Source organism: Bartonella sp. CL63NXGY (genome assembly GCF_042194905.1).
In the GTDB taxonomy this organism is placed as follows: domain Bacteria; phylum Pseudomonadota; class Alphaproteobacteria; order Rhizobiales; family Rhizobiaceae; genus Bartonella.
The window spans coordinates 13,729-33,028 of sequence record NZ_JBHINK010000001.1 but is presented as its reverse complement, the minus strand read 5'-3'; the positions used below and the strand labels follow the sequence as shown (position 1 = coordinate 33,028).

Below are 19,300 nucleotides of genomic sequence, written 5' to 3'. Positions count from 1 at the left end.
AGGGCGGATGTATGGCGTTATTAAAAAAGAGCTTTCCATTAGTGTTTTTAATCGTTGTTTTAACGGTTACTTATTGGGCTGGAAAAAAGAGTGCAGAACAACCCATTTCTATGGTGGATAAAACAAAAGTATCAGATAAAACTTCAAATGGAAAAATGGGAAGGCCACCGGTAAATGTTGTCGTTGATCTTGTAAAAATTCAAGATTTTTATGAACAACTTAACGTTTTAGGGAGTGGAAAAGCTCTTGCAGAAGTTGAGCTTACCCCTTTATCCTCAGGTGTTATTGATAAGCTTTTTGTATCAGCAGGTACAAAAGTACAAGCCGATGATGTGATTGCAAAGCTTGATTCTAAAAAAGAAGAAATAGCGGCTGCAAAAGCAAAAGTGCAACGTGATAACAATGCGTTAACGCTTTCGCGCATTCTTAAATTACGCGCCAGCAATACAGCAACGGAAGTTCAAGAAATTATGGCACGCTTAGAGTTGGATAACGCAAATTTAGTTTTGCGTAATGCTGAATTAGATCTCGATCGGCGAACAATTCGAGCACCGATTCCTGGAGTTGTTGGTATTTTGCCCGTTGATGCGGGGAATAACGTGACCCTTAATACTGTAATAGGCCGTATTGAGAATAGAGAACGTATTTTGGTCGATATATGGGCCCCTGAACGATATGTGTCGCGCATCCATAAAGGAGATGAGGTAACGGCAACGTTAGTCGCGCAGCCAGATATGTCTTTTGTTGGTCATATTTATGCGATTGATAATATCGTTGATCCAGAAAGTCGCACACTTCATGTTCAGGTTGAAATCAATAATGAAAAAGATACGCTCATGTCTGGTATGTCCTTTTCTGTTGCCTTGCAATTTCATGGTGGTTCTTTTCCTGTCGTTAATCCTCTTGCAGTTCAATGGAATAGTAAAGGGTCATTCGTTTGGCGTGTGAGAGAAGGGAAAGTAGAGGCTATACCCGTATCAATTATTCAGCATAAAGCAGATCAAGTTTTCGTAAAAGCACCCCTAGAAAATGGTGATCAAGTTGTCATTCAAGGAGTGCAAATGCTTTATCCAGGAAGTAAAGTAACGATTGATGATCCAAAGTCTCATCAACAGCAATTACCAGCAGTTTACGGAACGGATATACAATGAGCCAAGAATTGAGCACAAAACAGCCTACGTCAAAGGTGGAGCAAGGTGGTCTCATTACCTTATTTATTCGCAGACCGGTTTTTACTTTTGTTTTAAATGCTATGATCATCATTGCAGGATTTGCAGCATGGTTAAATGTTGATGTAAGAGAATTACCCGATGTTGATACTCCCGTAACGACGGTTGTGACGATGTTTTCTGGTGCATCGGCAGAAACAATTGATCGTGAAGTTACAAAAGTTATAGAAGATGCTGTTTCTCGTATTTCAGGTGTTAAGACGATTTCTTCAACGTCTTCTTTTGGACGCTCCCGTGTGAAGATTAACTTTAATGTCGGTGTTGATTTGAATGTTGCAGCATCTGATATTCGTGATGCTCTCTCTCGTGTTACCTATTCTTTACCGAAAGATGCGGATTCGCCTTTGATTATTAAAGCAGATTCGAATGCTGCTGCCATGATGTATTTGGTTGTGACGTCACCAACAATGAGTGTTGATGATTTAACCACGATTGTAAACGATCAGATTGTTGATGCTATTTCTGCTGTTGATGGTGTTGGTGATGTACAGGTCGATAGTGCTCGCACAAAGATTTTTCAGATTGATATAGATCAAGCAAAACTTGCAAGTTATGGATTAACTGTAGCAGATATTTCACGTGTTCTTGCTGATATGACAACAGATGTGCCAGTAGGGTCATTACGCAATTCTAAGCAAACTTTAGTTGTACGTGCTACTGCACGTTTAACAACACCAGAATCTTTTGAACAAGTTGTTTTAAAGCCTCATGTGCATCTTGGTGATGTTGCGCATGTTACTTTATCGCCGGATATAGAAACAGTTATTCTTCGTATCAATGGAAAGACAGGTATTGGATTAGGTATCGTGCGTAAAGCACAATCCAACACTCTTAATATTTCTGAAGGTGTGAGAGCCGTTGTTGATAATCTCAAAAGTATTGTTCCTTCTTCTGTACATATAGACGTTATTAATGACGATGCAATTTTTATTAAAAGCGCTCTTCATGAGGTTGAAGTTGCGTTGGTCATTGCTATTTTGAGCGTTATCTTGGTCATTTTTCTTTTTCTCAGAGACATTCGTGTAACGCTGATACCTGCTGTATCTCTTCCTGTCGCTTTGATTGGTACCATTGCGGCTATTTATCTTGTAGGGTTTTCATTGAATATTCTCACATTTTTAGGACTTGTTTTAGCAACAGGGCTTGTTGTGGATGATGCCATTGTTGTTCTTGAGAATATTGTTCGGTGGCGCAACATGGGATTAGGTTCCAGAGCAGCAGCGGTGATAGGAACACGTGAAGTATTTTTTGCTGTTTTAGCAACAACATTGACATTAGTGGCTGTGTTTGTTCCTATTTCCTTTCTTCCTGGGCAAGTTGGAGGACTTTTTAGAGAATTCGGTTTTGTTTTGGCAATTTCTATTTTGCTTTCTTCAGTTGTTGCCTTAACGCTTTGTCCCATGTTGGCTTCACGTTTTCTCAAAGAACATATTGAGGATAAAGAGGAAGAGTCCCATCATTTTGCTTTTTTATATAAATTAGGTACTTTTTTTCATAAGGCATATACTTACAGTTTGCATAAGTGTTTAGAAAAGCCTTGGGCTGTTGTTTTTGCTTCACTTATTTTTGGGGGTCTTTGTGTTGGAGGCTATACGAAGCTACAACAGGAATTAACGCCAGCAGAAGACAGAGCTGTGATCTTTTTGGTTATTAATGGACCACAAGGTATTTCAACACAATATTTGAACGAGCAAATAGAGCAAATTGAAGCAAGTCTACAGCCATTACGTGATGCAGGGGAGATTGCTAACAGTTACTCTATCGCGGGTGCTGGCGGTTCACCCAATACTGCTTTTTTGATTTTATTGCTTTCATCTTGGGATAAACGTTTACGTAGTCAGCAAGAAATCGTGAAAGATATTAATGCAAAGGTTAAACAGTTTCCCGCAGTTTTTGTATTTGCTGCGCAGGGAAATTCTCTAGGTGTGAGCGGAACTGGGCAAGGGTTGCAATTTGCAATTCTTGGCAATGATTATGCAACATTACAACCCATTGCTGATAAGCTGGTGAGTGCTTTACAAGATGATCCGCGTTTTATTCGCCCACGCCTTACTGTTGATGCAACACAACCGCAATTTTTTATTGAAATCAATCGAAAAAAAGCCTCTGATTTAGGGATTGATATCGCCAATTTGGGCGATACATTACAAACAATGTTGGATGGTAAAAAGATTGGTTCCATTAATGTGGATGATCATTCTTACGATGTTAAATTGATATCGCGTACAAATTCTATGAAGAGTCCTAGCGATTTAGAAAATATTTTTTTAAAAACCAAAGACAATCGATATGTTCCTTTATCGGTTATTGCGCGTTTACATGAAAAAGCTATTGCTCCTCAATTAAAACGGGAAAAACGCATGAGTGCTGTTGTTTTAAGCGCAAATCTTGCTCCAGATATCGCTTTAGGGGAAGCTTACCAAACTGTACAGAAAATTGCTTCTCCTTTGTTATCAAAAGGAACCTATTTGGTTCCCTTAGGGGAAGCCGAAACGCTTAATGAAACATCTTCCAATTTTATGATTGTTTTTGGCATTGCCTTTTTGATTATTTTATTGATTTTGGCTGCTCAGTTTGAAAGCTTTATTTCAGGATTCATTATCATGGCCACTGTCCCATTAGGGATTGGTTGTGCTGTAATTGCTATGCTATTAAGTGGTGTGAGTCTTAATATTTACAGCCAAATTGGATTAATTTTGTTAATTGGTGTTATGGCAAAAAATGGTATTCTCATTGTTGAATTTGCAGATCAATTACGTGATCAGGGAAGAAGCGTGCGTGAAGCCGTAGAAGAAGCAGCAAACATTCGCCTTCGTCCAGTTTGTATGACAATGATTTGTGCCATTTTAGGAGGTATTCCTTTGGTTTTAGCCAAAGGTGCTGGCGCAGAAGCTCGTATAGCTTTAGGTTGGGTTATCGTTGGTGGCTTAGGTTTAGCAACTATTTTTACGCTTTATGTTACACCGGTTGTTTATCTTTTTTTAGGGCGTTTTATAAGACCAAAAGCAGAAGAAGATTTACGTTTAACAAAAGAACTCAATCAAGTTAAATGATGTATATGATAGAAAAGATTTGAAAATTTATTCTTGTAAAAATATCATTTTCGGATCTTATCCTTTATATTTTGTATATTCCTTCATTTTTATGTGAGCAGTGAAAATAGCGAGCAATAAAAGAGATGCTTTCTGCTTTGTTATTGTTTGGGCATAGATTTCATTATCAATAACCGTATAGGATAAGCTTATGGGAGATAGCTTTTCGATTCGAAATGAAATGGCTTTTGAAGCCACATTAAAAGCTTTAAGAAACCATGCCGCAAAGGATGGGGTCTATGATATTCGTCGGCATTTTGTAGAAGATGAACAGCGTTTTTCCCATTTTTCCCTCAGACTTGATGATCTTCTTTTCGATTTTTCAAAATGTGGTGTGACATTTAAAACATTGCAACTTCTAGATGATTTAGCGGTCGCAGCAGATGTGTTAGGCCGGCGTGATGCAATGTTTTCTGGTAAGGCGATTAATACAACTGAAAAACGCTCAGTTCTTCATATTGCATTACGTTTACCTGCTGATGAAATTTTCATGTTGGATGGTCATAATCTTATTCGCGATATTCAAGACGTCCTTGAAGATATGGAAAGATTTTCTGAAAAGGTGCGTGATGGAAGCTATAAGGGAAGCAGTGGCGAGAGAATAAGTGATATTGTCAATATTGGTATTGGTGGTTCTGATCTTGGTCCTGCAATGGTCACATACGCTTTAAAACCTTATCATGATGGTCCACAGTGTCATTTTGTTTCGAATGCTGACAGTGCCCATATTTCTGATACTCTCTCTATTTTGAATCCAGCAACAACGCTGTTTGTCATTGCTTCTAAAACTTTTACAACGGCTGAAACAATGGTAAATGCTCAAGTTGCACGTCAGTGGATTTGTTCACATTTAGGAGAAAAAGCCGTTTGTACGCATTTTGTTGCTGTTTCAAGTGCGCTTGATAAAGTGGCAGAATTTGGCATAGATTCCACAAGCGTTTTTAAATTTTGGAATTGGGTTGGAGGACGTTATTCAATTTGGTCAGCCATTGGACTTGTTGTTATGTTTGCAATAGGTGGTGGAAATTTTCGCAAATTTCTCAACGGTGCTTTGCAAATGGACCAACATTTTAAAACTATGCCTTTGCATAAAAATATTCCTATTCGTTTTGCTCTTTTAGGATTTTGGCATCGTGTTATTTGTGGTTATTCATCACGTTCGATCATTCCTTATGCACAGCGTTTAATACATTTTCCAGCTTATTTACAACAGCTTGATATGGAATCAAATGGTAAGCAAGTCTCGCTGGATGGAAAACCATTAAGTTTTTCAAGTGGTCCAATTGTTTGGGGGGATTCAGGAACAAATAGTCAACATGCTTTTTTTCAGCTTCTGCATCAAGGAACAGATATTATTCCTGTAGAATTTATTTTATTTATAAAAGGGCATGAGAAAAATTTACATTCTATGTATGAGATGTTGCTAGCAAACGGTTTAGCACAATCAAAAGCATTGATGAAGGGGCGTAGTATTGAAGATGCTCGGCATATCTTGATAAAAAATGGAGTTGGTGAGGGTGAGGCAGATCATCTAGCACTTCATAGAAGTTTTAAAGGAAACCGTCCTAGCATTACGTTGGTTCAAGATTTATTAACACCTTTTGCACTCGGTCGTCTTATTGCACTTTATGAACATCGTACTTTTGTTGAAGGGATTTTAATGAATATTAATTCATTTGATCAATGGGGGGTTGAACTTGGTAAAGAATTAGCAAACGAGTTACTACCAATTCTTCGTGGAGAAAGTAAAGCGGATAATCGCGATAGTTCAACATTAGGGTTGCTAGCACATATTCAAGCAAGACGTGCAAAATAAATATAATTTGACAGTAGGTTTTGCACTAACTAAGCAAAAGTAGAATGAGAGAGAAATATGAGATAATTCTTTAATTTTACTATGCGTTCTCTTATTATCTGAACTAGATTTATGTAACAGAAAATAAAAAAAGTGCAAAAATTGTAAAAAGGAGAATTTATTCGCAAAAACGATAAAGACCTTCGAGAGGTCTTTGAAGACCCTTTGAGCCCCCCTTAAAATCCTTCGAAAAAAATAAAATGGTACAAAATCTGCTGACAAGCTACAACCGGCAAACTACGATTAAAGACATTTTAATAATATCGTTTTATAAATTAATGGCGGAGAGAGAGGGATTTGAACCCCCGATAGAGTTGCCCCTATGCCGCATTTCGAGTGCGGTGCTTTCAACCACTCAGCCATCTCTCCATAATAAAGTGAAACAAAAATCGGCACTATTTGAGTGTATAAGGGGTAGATAACCTTCAATTGTTTTTGGTACAACCTTTTTTTCTTTTTTATGGGACTTTATTGACAGAGAATAGAAATTCCTTCATATATACAAAATATAAGCGTGGGGAAATCTGCGCATATTTGTGTTGAAGAAGGTTTTATCCTTCTTTGAGATTTATTACGACTGATAAAAAGCAGCCTATTTTCCCTTATTTCAAGGCAGAAATTAAATAAGAGCTGGAGTGAACGGAAGGATAAAAAATGTTCGCAGTCATTAAAACTGGTGGTAAGCAATACCGCATTGTTGCTAATCAAGTGGTAAAAGTTGAAAAAGTTAGTGGAAATGCGGGTGATGTTGTTGAATTCAATGACATATTAATGGTTGGGCAAGAAGGTAATGCGGTTATTGGTACCCCTGTCGTTGCTGATGCATTGGTGACAGCTGAGATTTTAGAACAGGCACGTGGGCGCAAGGTTATCGCATTTAAGAAGCGCCGTCGTCAAAATTCTAAACGCACGCGTGGCCATCGTCAAGAATTTACGAGGCTTCGTGTTTTAGAAATTTTAATGGGTGGTTCAAAACCTAAAAAAGTTGCTGCGAAACCGATAAAAGAAGAAGCAACTACACCACAAGAAACAAAAGCTGCTGCTTCTGTTGAGAAGACGGCTAAAAAAACGGTTGAAAAAAAGACTGCGCCGCAGAAGAAAGCGTCTGTAGCATCAAAGAGTAAGAAAGATTAAAGGAGAGCGTCTATGGCACATAAAAAAGCTGGTGGTTCCTCGCGTAATGGTCGTGATTCAGAATCGAAACGTCTAGGCGTTAAAAAATTTGGTGGTGAAACCGTTATTGCCGGAAATATTATTATTCGCCAGCGTGGTACACGTTGGCATCCTGGTAACAATGTTGGTATTGGAAAAGATCATACGCTTTTTGCATTATCAAATGGAAAGGTTTCTTTTCAACGCAAAGCGGGTAATCGTTCCTATGTTTCAGTCATTCCTATGCTGGAGGCAGCAGAGTAATCTGTAACACTCTCTAGCAATCAACAGGATTTCATTGAATTATAGTTGTGGTTTTATAAGTATTAAAAGGGAAAGATAGAGACTTATCTTTCCCTTTTTGCGTTGGTACTATAATAAATGTAGAAGATATACGAAAAAGGTAGAATTGAGGAAATGGCTTTTCTCAATGAGGGAAAAAGTTTGTGCGATGTTATGTTAGTATTTAGTACTGAACATATTGATATTATGATAGAATTTGTTGATAAATTTCTGTATAATAATAGTGAGAGAGACTTTCTTTTTATGCATGAAGAAGTGTCTAGTGATTTCTTATAAGAGAAGCAGTTTGTTTTCAGAAAATTATGAGAAATTTAATGAGAGCATTCTTTATGTAATCATTTTGATAAAGATGGGTCTTTTTATCGGCATTGTGGTATTGATGAGTTGTCATACTGTTTTTAGGTGGTAGTGTGGATAGGTGTGGCTATTCATTTAAAAAGACATAGGGATAAAAAATCCATAAGAAGGCAGCCAAAACTACTTTGAAAGTGACGTGCATTAAGGAATTTTCGGTAAATCAAGAGTGAAATTATATTTTTAAGGAGGACGGTGTTTAAAGATATAAAAATAACCAACGTGCAATCAGCGCCCTTCAAGAATATTTTTTCTGATTTCACTATTATTGTGTATTGTTGAAAATAAATAAGCATAAGAGCTAGAGCTAAGGCAATAATTGCTTTTCATTTTTTACTTTATTTATCTTATTTGTAGAGTTTTTCTTTATTTTAGTAATTGATGATGGTGCTTGGGGGGATGTTCGTACTTTGCAAATGTGCGACAGAGAGTATTGTGTATTTGCGATATTGATTGAAGTAAAGGTGTAGCTTAAAATATATAAATATTATATATCGAGGGTTTGATATCATAAGATGGGCAGCACGGAATTTTAAAGATGATAAGTTGCATGGAGCAATTTGTAATTATGTAATGAATTTATAAAGAGGGATAATAGGTTAAATAAACTTTGAGGAATCAATCAAAATATTAGCTGAAGTTACGGATGATTGGGAAGGATGCTTTCTTGTAGGAAAAATAATGAAAAGTTATGTTGAATAACTTAGGATAATGAGAGCGTTTCGAAAACATAGTTTTTCAGGTGATTGGTTCTGTAGAAAATGGGGTTTTGTCTTTGTAAAGTAAAAGAGTAAGAGGCAGATTTGCTTATAATGGTTTTAAGCACTTCGCTAGATAATAATATCCAATTGTTTTATCGGTTATATTGAGGTATTTAAGCACCTCACTTAGCTATATTCCGTAAAATATAAATAAAGCTGTGGTGGTATTTATAGCTTGTATTTTGGGAAATGCAGCTTTGAAAAGGAATGTGTCAGAGATATTGGTGTTCAAATGTGAGGCAATTTGAATTCATGATGAGATATGAGAAAGCAGAAGCAATGAATGTAGATTTTGCTGATGGTGAAATCTTGTCTATAAGATCTGTACAACTTGCAGCTGCTTTTGATCATAAAAATGATGCAATTTATGCTGCTGCTGAATTGCTTGTGCAGGTTGGTGCAGTTGATAAGTGTTATCTGGCAAGCATGCTTGCACGTGAAGAAACAACCAATACTTGGCTTGGAAATGGTATAGCCATTCCTCATGGTATGGCTGAAAATCGTGATTTAATTATCAAGGATGCTGTTGCTGTTATACAGGTTCCTGCTGGTGTTGAGTGGCAGGATGGCAAGAAAGCATATTTGGTTATTGCCATTGCAGCGTGTCCAGATCGCTATAGAGAAATTTGTAAAAAATTGACGTCTCTTTTATTTGATAAAAAACAGCTTGAAGTACTTGCAACCACTATGGACAAACAACAAATTGTTACAACTTTGTTTGACCAAAATATGAAGATAGAAAAAACTTTTATTGGTGACCTTTCTGTGTGTCAGGAATGGACTTTAGATTATCCAAGTGGTCTTCATGCACGACCAGCTTCTCTTTGGGTTGATTTTGCGAAAAAGGCTCAAAGTTCCATCAGAGTTCGCCATGGTCAATATACCGTTGAAATGAAAAATTTGGTTGGTTTATTGCAATTAGGAGCAAAAAACGGTGATGTTCTGATTTTTTCTACAGATGCTTCAGAAGGAGCACAACTTCTCAATGATGCCATTGCTATTGCAAAAAAAGTGAGTATTAGTGAAAAATGCCTGATGAGAGCAATGGAATCTCAAACAAAGGCTTTTCATGGTTGGTATCCACGCTCTATGCAAAAAGGCATTTCTGGTGTTGGAGCGAGTTCAGGATTAGCATTTGGTAAGATTTTTGTTTTAAGGCAAAATGATATTTCCATAATAGACCAGCCAATTGATTTTGCAGCTGGTGCAGCATGTCTTGAAAATGCTCTTACAAAAACAAAACATAAAATGGCATCTGTAATTTCTGATATTACAGTGCGTATGGGAGCAGATTCTGCTGCAATTTTTTCTGCGCAAATGGTTTTGCTTGACGATGAAAATTTAATAGCTCAAGCTTGTCGTTTTATAGCGGAAGGTCATGGTGTCGCTTGGTCTTGGGATAGAGCGGTTCGTCAATTTTCAGATATGTTTTTTAAGGTAGATAATCCTTTGTTAGCAGCACGTGCTGTTAATTTAGTTGATGTTGGTCGACGTGTTTTAGGTGAAATCAATCCATCCTATAGATCGTTCTTTTTAAATGATATTCCACATGGTGTAATTCTGGTTACAAATGACCTTTCTCCTTCTGATGTAGCACAACTTGATTGTACAAGGGTAAAAGGATTAGCAACAGCATGGGGAGGTCCATTATCTCATACAGCTATTTTGGCGCGTACTCTTGGTATTCCAATGGTTGTTGCTACAGGTGATGATATTTTAGCGATTCAGTCTGATATTCAGGCTATGATTGATGGCGATAACGGGTTTATTTACCTTGATCCTACGCTTGAAGACGTTAAAGATGCTCAAAGGCATATTGATACTGTTGCGCAAAAACGTGTCAGTGAAATAAGTGCGTGTAGATTACCAGCGCAAACGATAGATGGTCAAAGAATTCGTATCATGGCCAATGTCAACTACGCAAATCAGGTTCCTGTTGCGCTTGATTTGGGGGCTGAAGGTGTTGGACTCATGCGCACGGAATTTTTGTTTTTAGAGAATCCACATATTCCGGATGAAGAGCTACAATTTAATATATATCGGACGATGATTACAGCTGTAGGAGATAAGCCATTAATTATTCGTGCACTTGATATTGGTGGGGATAAACAGGTTACGCATTTACATTTATCTAAAGAGGACAATCCTTTTTTAGGTGTTCGAGGAACGCGGCTTTTGTTACGTCGACGTGATCTTTTGGTGCCTCAATTACGTGCTTTATATCGAGCAGCAAAAGAGGGCGGAGATCTATGGATTGTGTTTCCGATGGTCATGTCTGTTTCAGAGATTGTCGCTATAAAAAAGATTGCAGAGGAAATCCGCAACGATATTGATGCACCAAAATTAAAACTTGGTATTATGATCGAAGTTCCAGCAGCGGCCATTATGGCAGATGTATTGAGCGCCCATGTTGATTTTTTTTCAATTGGAACCAATGACCTAACACAGTATACAATGGCTGTTGATCGGCAAAATCCGTACCTTGTGTCTGAAGCTGATAGCCTTGATCCAGCAGTTTTGCGTATGATTTATCAGACTATTCAGGGAGCTGCACAAAATAAGTGTTGGGTTAGTGTATGTGGTGGTATGGCTGGAGATCCTTTTGGTGCAATGATTTTGACTGGATTGGGAATTAATGAGCTTTCTATGATATCTTGCGATATTTCTCCAGTAAAGGCGTGTTTACAGACTCATAGTTTTGAAGATATGAAAATTTTAGCACAAAAAGCATTACAATGTGAAACTGCACGAGCTGTACGTGCTCTAAGCAAGGATATAAGGTGATAGAGAACATTAAGGGGAAAAAACGAGCTCATTTTTCAGACTAATCAGATCTTTAGTGTTGTAAAATATTATCCTTTAGGACAATTATAAGCAGCATATTAATTTGTAATGGTAATTTATCGTGTTACATAATGAGAGCCTTAAATATTGTAGGGTTTTCTCGTTTTAAATTTCTCTATATTAAATTAATAAAAATTATTCTTTTATACATTACAAAGAGGAGTAATGTATGGATAAAAACACTCTAAGAAAGAATAAATGCCTTTTATGCATTCTCTCAAATCGCAATGGATGTTGTAATATTAGGTGATAAATAGCGTGATGGTACTTGGCTTTTACTTTTTATTTAAGGAAAGATGATGCTATCCAATAGATTTTATACCATTCATAGACACCGTATGAGGTAGATGTGACAAGCTTTAAGAGATGTTTTTTAACAAACGTGTGGATGAGAAAGAAAATAGTATTTTTAGAGTATTCTGTTTTGTTATGAGACCATATCCCACTTAAAGAATGCGATAATCAAAAGTATGAAGTAATACGTAATCTCTTTTAAATAATAGAGATTACTTTAGATATTTTGAAAACTGTAAAGCTGAATTTAAAAGTATATGGTAAAAATGAAAACAGGTTTGCATTTTTATGATTTTGTATTTGACCAAAATGACTATTTTTTCATTTCAGAAAATAAGATATATTCATACATATTAAATTAAAAATGCAAAGGTTTTTTTTGTCTGAATTTTATTTTCTTTAGTATCAACTAAATATAGAAGTGTGAAATTGAATAGAGGATTTAGAGTAGGGCTTATTCTGTAATCCTATGAAAGAGGAAACTGACACCATCACACTATTTTACAGCCCTCAATGTTGCAAGAATTCGTGCTATTTGAAAAAATACATAAGAGGCACTTATCCTCTCTTAAAATGTTCTTCCTCCACATACCATCCCCGCTTATGACGTATAAACGATAATTTATTATTATAAATCAATATTTATATATTATCTGAAACATAAAAGTGATTAGCAGGTAGATCTCATTTCAAGAGAGAGTTGTTTGTAATCAAAGTTACAGTGATTAAGTATTTTCATCCTTGGAGGCAAGAAGAAGGTTGAAAACGATTTTTATTGAAATGAAATTTATTATCTGAATAAACAATTTTAATATTATATACATATAAGAAGTTCATATCGTTATTATTCTATTTATTATTAGGGTAATCAATGGTGTTAAGTGAGAGATATTAATTATTTGGTTATGCAAAACCATGGACTGTATGCCAATTTTAAGAGAAGTATTTTTTTGTGAAGCAGAAAGTGCGTAAATGAGTATGAAAATTTATAACTGGTGACAATCTTTTTATTCCCATTATTGTATTCTACAAACCTATCCACGAAAAAAGTTTTTTCTTAAAAAGAAGGGATGTGCTTGTTATTCAACAGATATAAGCTCTTACTTTAATAAATGAATTTATTTTTTGGGTTTTGAATGTATAGTTTAGACTTGCACGTTATTTCTTTCTGGGTATAGTGCAAACTTCTGGAGAGGTGGCCGAGTGGTTGAAGGCGCACGCCTGGAACGCGTGTATATGGGAAACCATATCGAGGGTTCGAATCCCTCTCTCTCCGCCATTAATTTAAAACGAACTTTCATATGCTTGATATGACATAGTTTAAAAAGCTCAGCATTTGCAGGATTTTTTGCTGTTGCAATTGACCAGTTCGCGCCAATCTATACCTGTCATTATGTACACCTGGAAATTGCTGTTGAATTTCCATGAATTTTACACTTTTTAAGCTCCTCTCCTCTCGATCTTGAGATAACCTGATCTAGCATAAACGATCTCTTCAAATATCATTAAAGGATTTTTGCCATTATCACTAACTTCTGGTAGAGCTTTTAGAATTAATGGTGATCATAGTGCTATTTGCAATTTCGTTGCTTAACGGGCTAAATGCGTTTTATCCACATGAGAGGTAACAAACACCTCAGCTTTTCTCACGCAATGTGCTTATTTAAAATTAATGTCATGAATATTTGTACAACATTTTTATCTATACGATAATCAAAAAAAGGCTAACATAATATAATAATTGAATATCATTCATGCGGCGCTTTCTTTTATCTTTAAGCTTTGTATGTAAATAGATAGTCCGTGCAAAATAAATAAAGGGGCGCAAAAGCCTATAAATACACATAGGACGTATAATATAGAAAATGAAAAAAATTTTCCTGCATATAAAAGCACAATAGAGAATAAAGCTGTTATGATGCGTACACTGGCATCGCCTGCCAAAATCACCTCGGCTAAATTTTCATTAGGTGTGATAGCTTGTCCAATTGTTATTCCCGATATCCTAAAATAAAATTGCCCAATACCTAATAAAAACCCCATAATATAAAGGGAATATTGAGTAAAATTTAAATATAAAACAAAAGAGATTGCGATCACGGCAAAAGCCGGTGCCCCCCATACAAAAAAACGAATTAAAGATGGAAATTTCTGTAAATAATAAGATGAGATAAGACCATTGATCACAAAACCCAGTGCTGACAAAGCAAAAATAGAATTTTGAATAGCTGTAAATTTTATATTATCTGATGTTATAGAAGCAAGCACAAGTGGCAATAAAACAATAGGCCCCGTATAGAGAGAATTATTCAAAATACGATTAATCGTTAAAAAACGCAACGCAGAAATCCGCCAAAGGCACCTGAACCCAACTCCATAAGCTTTTTGAGATGGCTTTTTAATAGCTCTTTTACTCTGTTTAGTTGTTGTATAGACTTTATACGAAACCATAAGCAGGCATTCAAAAGATAGATAAATACAATAAAGGCTATGGCTATTTTGTGCCCCAAATGCGCAATTATAAAATATATAAGCAATGGGGATATAATAACAAAAAACTGACAGCAACTAGTGTAAAATGCAAAAATTCCAGCTTTTTGTTTGGGAGCTGGAACCAGCTGATTCAAGGCACTATTGTTATTTGGGTTATCAGCCCCCATCAAGAGAGCAAGTAAAAAAAATACAAATAAAATAAGTACTGGATTGTTCATAAATAATAAGAAAGACAATAAACAAGCGCAAGTAATTTGACTATAAAACCCAATTATAAAGCCTTGATAGTGCGCCAACACGTTTCCCAAACATAAGCCAGCAATTCCAATTGCGATTAAATTAACGACATTTAAAGTAGCAGACGCTTCTCCCGTTGTATCTTGGAATTGTAACAAAGAAAGGCCAATAGATAATACACCACTAGCACAAAAACTCGTCAAACAACCAATCACAATCATAAGAAAAACAGAATTACGCAATAGCCTCTTTCCTTTTAAACAGAGACTCAAGCCATTTTATGATTTTCTCCATTGTCGAATATGGTTCGGTACTAAATTCCAGTTTTTCATAAAAGTTTAGTTCAAATGCGTTATAGGCACTTATTTTTTGAAAGTCATCTGTCAGCATGAATTCTATACTTGGCAACGTTGTACCCATAGATTGAGATAAATAATAGGAAATTACTTTCCAATACATATAGGTATGCTCTCTTGCCAAATAATTTTCCAAGGCATATTTCAAGTGACAACCACTTAAAATATATTTCGGACAATGGTGCAACGGATAATAAATACAAATAGCACCGGCTTCATGTCTGGGACAAGAAGAAATATTAATATTTTTATCATTTCATAATATTATAAAAACGCTCAGTGAGCAGATCTTCCAAATTTAGTCTAGTCACAACAAGATTGGTTGCTAATTTTTGAGAGACATGAGACCAAGCCAATCTTACTACTAAAGTTCCAATAACCTTTAAGTCAGATTCTGGATAAGCTTTTTTAAAATTTTCCACCCATATGTCTCTGTGACATATAATAATTGGCTCATCTCGTCTGAATGAACAAGATGTAATTCTAAACCAATATTATCACAAAGTTTTGAGCTCTTGAATTCTCCGTATCCTAATCTGGTATTCTTAAATCATCATAGGAACTCAGAATTTTTAAGTATTCCAACTTTTATTAAACTTTGTAACAATCTATTGGAATCTCCCCTTCACTGACTTCGACAATTATTTTCTCACCACTACAAGAACAAAAAATTATCTTTGAATTTGTTTATTTTTAGAAAGAAAAATGAGCAACACTCTTTCTTAACTAAAAGAAACACGCTCTCTACCTTTTTCTTTATGATTATCAAAAAACTATCCCGTTATAATTTAACCATCCATTATTAGGAGAATATTCTGCGTTTAGCCTAATAAACTGTTATAATCAATGTTTCTCTCTGTTCTAAAAATCAGAGTTTTTTCTCCTAGAGATACTCATAATTTCTGTACAATCTTTCCAAAAAAAGCCCCCTTAAACATTGCTATTAACACGATCATCCTGAGAAGTTTTATACATACACACTGCATTCTATGTATTTTTTGGAAAATCCCTTTGAATCTCTATCGAGCCTTGTTTTGGCAGTATCATTTTTAATATATCATAAATATTTTTATTTAATTTAATTTTAGAAAACTTAGTCATTATCGTGTTTCATTAGATGATATGAGAAAGGTAGGGATTCAATAGTGTTGTCTTGCAGAAAATATTGCGTCCATTCTCTATTTTGGAGTTTGCTATATTTTCTTAAAAAAGGAGATTTTGTGATAATATCAAAAGGTTCAGGCCTTTTTCCTACAACGAGAATACATTTTGTTCTGTAGAGAGAAGACTTAGAAAAAACACTTAAGCTGGAAAGTTAACATAAATATAGAACTTACTTAATTCTGTTTATATGAGACGGGACATTGCAAGCTATAAACATAGGTTCGCCATGAAAGCAGAACTCTCATAGATGATTGTACATATTTTTTTGTATATGCTTAGGTCACTCTCGGTTGTCAAAAGCTCGCAAACTTTTAAGTGTAGACCAGAATTTTTCTCTATAAACTTCGATACTTTGTATGGGGGCAGGCTCCTCGAATGCAACAAAAGATGTGTTCTTTCCAAAACTTTTATAATTATCGCAATAAGTTATCAGGTCTTCCATTATATTTTTTGAGGTCAGCTTGTTGTAGAACCCAAATCTAAGCATATTTTTTGAGTATCCATTTACACCGAATAGGCAGAAAAGGCCTAATTGTGTTATTCATGGTTGCATTGAATTCTTTAAAAATGACTTGCTTCCATTTTTAATATTTGTCTATATTTTCAATTATTTGCGCTTCTGAATCCATTTTTTCTTCCCAATTGCTATATTTTATAAGAAATTGCTACGAATGATCCTCTCCAAAGCTGATAATTCATCATCACTGTGTCCCCAAATTGCTATAATAGCTGGGCAGGTATTTAAATCGATGGTTAGGGGGAGGGGCTCGTTTTCTTTAAAAAAGAGCGTAAAATGAACCACATTTTCCCAAGAATGAAGCTTTTGCCGCCATACGTTAACATCTTTTATAATATGACCGTCGATCTCGTTGATAAGGAAGATAATACGCCCTTTTTTCTTAAAGCGACTTGGGGTTTGCGAAAACACGCCTGCAATAAGGTTAACGGAGCTTTCAAGTAAACCATCTTCATAGCAATGCGCGAACAAGGTGGGTGCAATTCCTCCGTGGAGGCGGGCTCCTACTTCGATCATCACTGGACCACGAGCTGTTTGCATGATTTCCATATGCGCAGGTCCATATTCAATCCCCAGTGCGCGAATGCATTGTTTTGCATAAGAGATAAGAGGGGCATAAGAGGGATCTTGAGCATCAAGCACATCAACCGATTCATAAACAAAAGTACTTCCATTATGAATACCTTTTTTATATCGTGACAAACTACATATTTTTATAGCCTCTCCCTTTACAACGGCATCGACGATGTATTCCTCTCCCTCCAATCTTTCTTGGAGCAAATAGGCCTCGTTAGGTGCGCCAAAAATATTTTTTTTCTTCCAGTCGATTTCAGAGGTCCACGTTACTACTTCCTCAAGATTAGAGAAAAACAAAACACCATCACTCCCTGCAGAATCATTTGGCTTTACCACATAGCCGCTGTGGCTTTCAAAACCATCGAGAGTACAATCGTTTTTTGTAAGAATTTTTGATCGGATGTAAGATAAACCATTTTCACAAAGGCGTTTTTGCATCGCTGCTTTTTTCCGTCGCCAATCGGTAGTCAAGGGGTTATTCCCAAGACAACCATAATAAGCCGCCAATTGCTCTGCACAATAGATACCTCTTTCGGCACCCGCTATTACAGCCTCTATCGTGCCGATAGGAAAGCGTTTCTTTATCTCATCTACACTATGAAGCTTCGCTTCTGCCATGCCCTTTCCCTGATAAGAAAGCATAAAGTGTGAAAAAGGAGCTGCTTGAGAGACAACACCATAACAAGCATAGCCTAATTTTTGCAAAGCAGGGCCATAGAGGGCACCCGTGGAGAAAGGGTCGACAATAAGAATAGGTTTTCTCATACTTTGTTCCGCTGTGATAAAAGGAAAAGAACATAAATAAAGATTATTAGCCCTATAAGGGGCAGAAGATAAACAGCTGCTTGAGGACCCATAAGGGCAGAGCTTGTAAGAAGACCAAGAATGACATAACCTGCCGATTGGGAGAGAGTATAAAGCATACCGCTATAGCTTCCCACCAGCTCTGCTTGAGCCTCTGTTTTGGTTGCTTCAATCGTATGTTTGCGGGCATTAATTCGCATGGTATTCATTGAAAAGCCAATAAAAAAGCAAAAGACCACAGCCAAATAGGGTGATTGTGTGGTGCTAAAAATAAGATCAGCCATGCTCAACATAAGGGCTGGGAGAATAAATTCAAAACGAGGGATTTTGATAAAAGCAGCTAAAAAAGCGCCCACGCCCGCAACCGCACTGCAAAGCCCATAATATTCAGAACCAAAATTTTTCACACTCTGAAAAAGAATAGTTGCCAGCGTATTATAAGCGCAAATATGAAAGCCAATAAGTCCTATGCAGACGCATAAAAGTTTAAGTTCACGGGAGAGCTCATCCGCTTGCGGTGTAGGCGCTGTCTTCTTACCAGTTGCAAGTGTTGTGGTATCTGTGGCGTTATATTCATCGCAAAAGATAATATATCCGGCTATAAGGCTTATAATGATGTCAAACACACAAAGTGTCACAATCAAACCATTATAACCGATTTCAGCCGCTGCCCCTCGAGGGCTGGTCGCTTCTAAGAGATAACCACTCAGTGCTGCTCCCAAAAATGCGCCAATTTGCACCACTGTTTGCATAATGCGGGAAGCCTTTTGGGCGCTAATATAACCACTAAGTGCTAGTTTAGTATTATAAGTCTCGAGAGTGCTTAAGGTAATCAAAGAGAGATAGCCGATAGAGATAGAGACAACGATAAAACCAAAGGGGGAATCAGCGTAATGGAAAAGTGCAATCAATAAAAGAAGGCTATAGATAATGATTCGCCTTTTGTATAAATCGACCAACCGCAGTGAGGCTTTAATGCGCACAAGACCGCTTTTTTTCAAAAGATAGGGCATAAGGGTGCCCAAAGCCATGGTTACGCCTAGGAAAACCGATGAGGATGTTATGCGATAAGCATTCCAAAGATTACTTAAAAATAAAACCATATCAGAAAGATACAGCAGGACAACAAGCCCATAAAACCGAAACATCCGTTGTTTGTGCACATTATCCCCCCCCCATTTCAGAATCTCTTAAAAACACACAGTATTATAAATCAGCACACATGTTTACAAATAATAAATACACACACATATTACTGGGCATGTCAAG

Annotated in this window: 11 protein-coding genes and 2 tRNA genes; 7 read left to right on the top strand and 6 right to left on the bottom strand. The window is 36.4% G+C overall.

Features of this window, described 5'->3' with window-relative positions; genetic code table 11:
- The first annotated feature begins 11 nt into the window (after positions 1-11).
- From ACFIK0_RS00110 to pgi, 3 genes are all read left to right on the top strand, one after another.
- Entirely contained in the window at positions 12-1,151 is a 1,140-nt protein-coding gene (locus tag ACFIK0_RS00110) for an efflux RND transporter periplasmic adaptor subunit (RefSeq protein ID WP_375630490.1), read from the top strand.
- The gene (locus ACFIK0_RS00105) at positions 1,148-4,282 is read left to right on the top strand and encodes an efflux RND transporter permease subunit (protein WP_375663308.1); all 3,135 of its coding nucleotides are present in this window, start codon (positions 1,148-1,150) and stop codon (positions 4,280-4,282) included. The genes ACFIK0_RS00110 and ACFIK0_RS00105 overlap by 4 nt, the downstream gene beginning before the upstream one ends.
- Positions 4,283-4,472: 190 nt before the next feature.
- The gene (gene pgi, locus ACFIK0_RS00100; protein ID WP_273790288.1) at positions 4,473-6,137 is read left to right on the top strand and encodes a glucose-6-phosphate isomerase; all 1,665 of its coding nucleotides are present in this window, start codon (positions 4,473-4,475) and stop codon (positions 6,135-6,137) included.
- Positions 6,138-6,455: 318 nt separating this feature from the next.
- Here the strand turns inward: pgi and ACFIK0_RS00095 are convergent.
- Positions 6,456-6,545, bottom strand: a tRNA-Ser gene (locus tag ACFIK0_RS00095).
- A 285-nt stretch (positions 6,546-6,830) separates the two neighbouring features.
- On the opposite strand from ACFIK0_RS00095, the gene rplU reads away from it, so the two are divergent.
- The 4 genes from rplU to ACFIK0_RS00075 all read left to right on the top strand — a co-directional run bounded on the left by rplU (position 6,831) and on the right by ACFIK0_RS00075 (position 13,163).
- Positions 6,831-7,310, top strand: coding sequence for a 50S ribosomal protein L21 (gene rplU / locus ACFIK0_RS00090; protein ID WP_273790289.1), 480 nt, complete (start codon positions 6,831-6,833; stop codon positions 7,308-7,310).
- A 12-nt stretch (positions 7,311-7,322) separates the two neighbouring features.
- Complete coding sequence (gene rpmA / locus ACFIK0_RS00085) at positions 7,323-7,592, top strand: 50S ribosomal protein L27 (RefSeq protein WP_100130483.1); 270 nt, start codon at positions 7,323-7,325, stop codon at positions 7,590-7,592.
- Positions 7,593-8,998: 1,406 nt separating this feature from the next.
- Positions 8,999-11,530, top strand: coding sequence for a phosphoenolpyruvate--protein phosphotransferase (gene ptsP, locus ACFIK0_RS00080; protein WP_375663307.1), 2,532 nt, complete (start codon positions 8,999-9,001; stop codon positions 11,528-11,530).
- 1,543 nt (positions 11,531-13,073) lie between these two features.
- Positions 13,074-13,163 (top strand) — tRNA-Ser (locus tag ACFIK0_RS00075).
- Positions 13,164-13,636: 473 nt separating this feature from the next.
- Here ACFIK0_RS00075 and ACFIK0_RS00070 read toward each other — a convergent pair.
- From ACFIK0_RS00070 to ACFIK0_RS00050, 5 genes are all read right to left on the bottom strand, one after another.
- A complete protein-coding gene (locus ACFIK0_RS00070) occupies positions 13,637-14,224 on the bottom strand; it encodes a hypothetical protein (protein WP_375663306.1) in 588 nt (195 codons plus the stop codon).
- Entirely contained in the window at positions 14,212-14,856 is a 645-nt protein-coding gene (locus ACFIK0_RS00065) for a hypothetical protein (protein WP_375663305.1), read from the bottom strand. The genes ACFIK0_RS00070 and ACFIK0_RS00065 overlap by 13 nt, the downstream gene beginning before the upstream one ends.
- Before the next feature lie 1,558 nt (positions 14,857-16,414).
- Positions 16,415-16,621: a YqcI/YcgG family protein gene (locus tag ACFIK0_RS00060; protein WP_375663304.1), complete on the bottom strand. Its 207-nt coding sequence runs from the start codon at positions 16,619-16,621 to the stop codon at positions 16,415-16,417.
- A 165-nt stretch (positions 16,622-16,786) separates the two neighbouring features.
- Positions 16,787-17,992, bottom strand: coding sequence for an ATP-grasp domain-containing protein (locus tag ACFIK0_RS00055; RefSeq protein WP_375663303.1), 1,206 nt, complete (start codon positions 17,990-17,992; stop codon positions 16,787-16,789).
- Positions 17,989-19,179, bottom strand: a complete 1,191-nt coding sequence (locus tag ACFIK0_RS00050) for a hypothetical protein (protein WP_375637347.1) — start codon at positions 19,177-19,179, stop codon at positions 17,989-17,991. Before ACFIK0_RS00050 ends, ACFIK0_RS00055 begins: the two co-directional genes overlap by 4 nt.
- Positions 19,180-19,300: the final 121 nt, after the last annotated feature.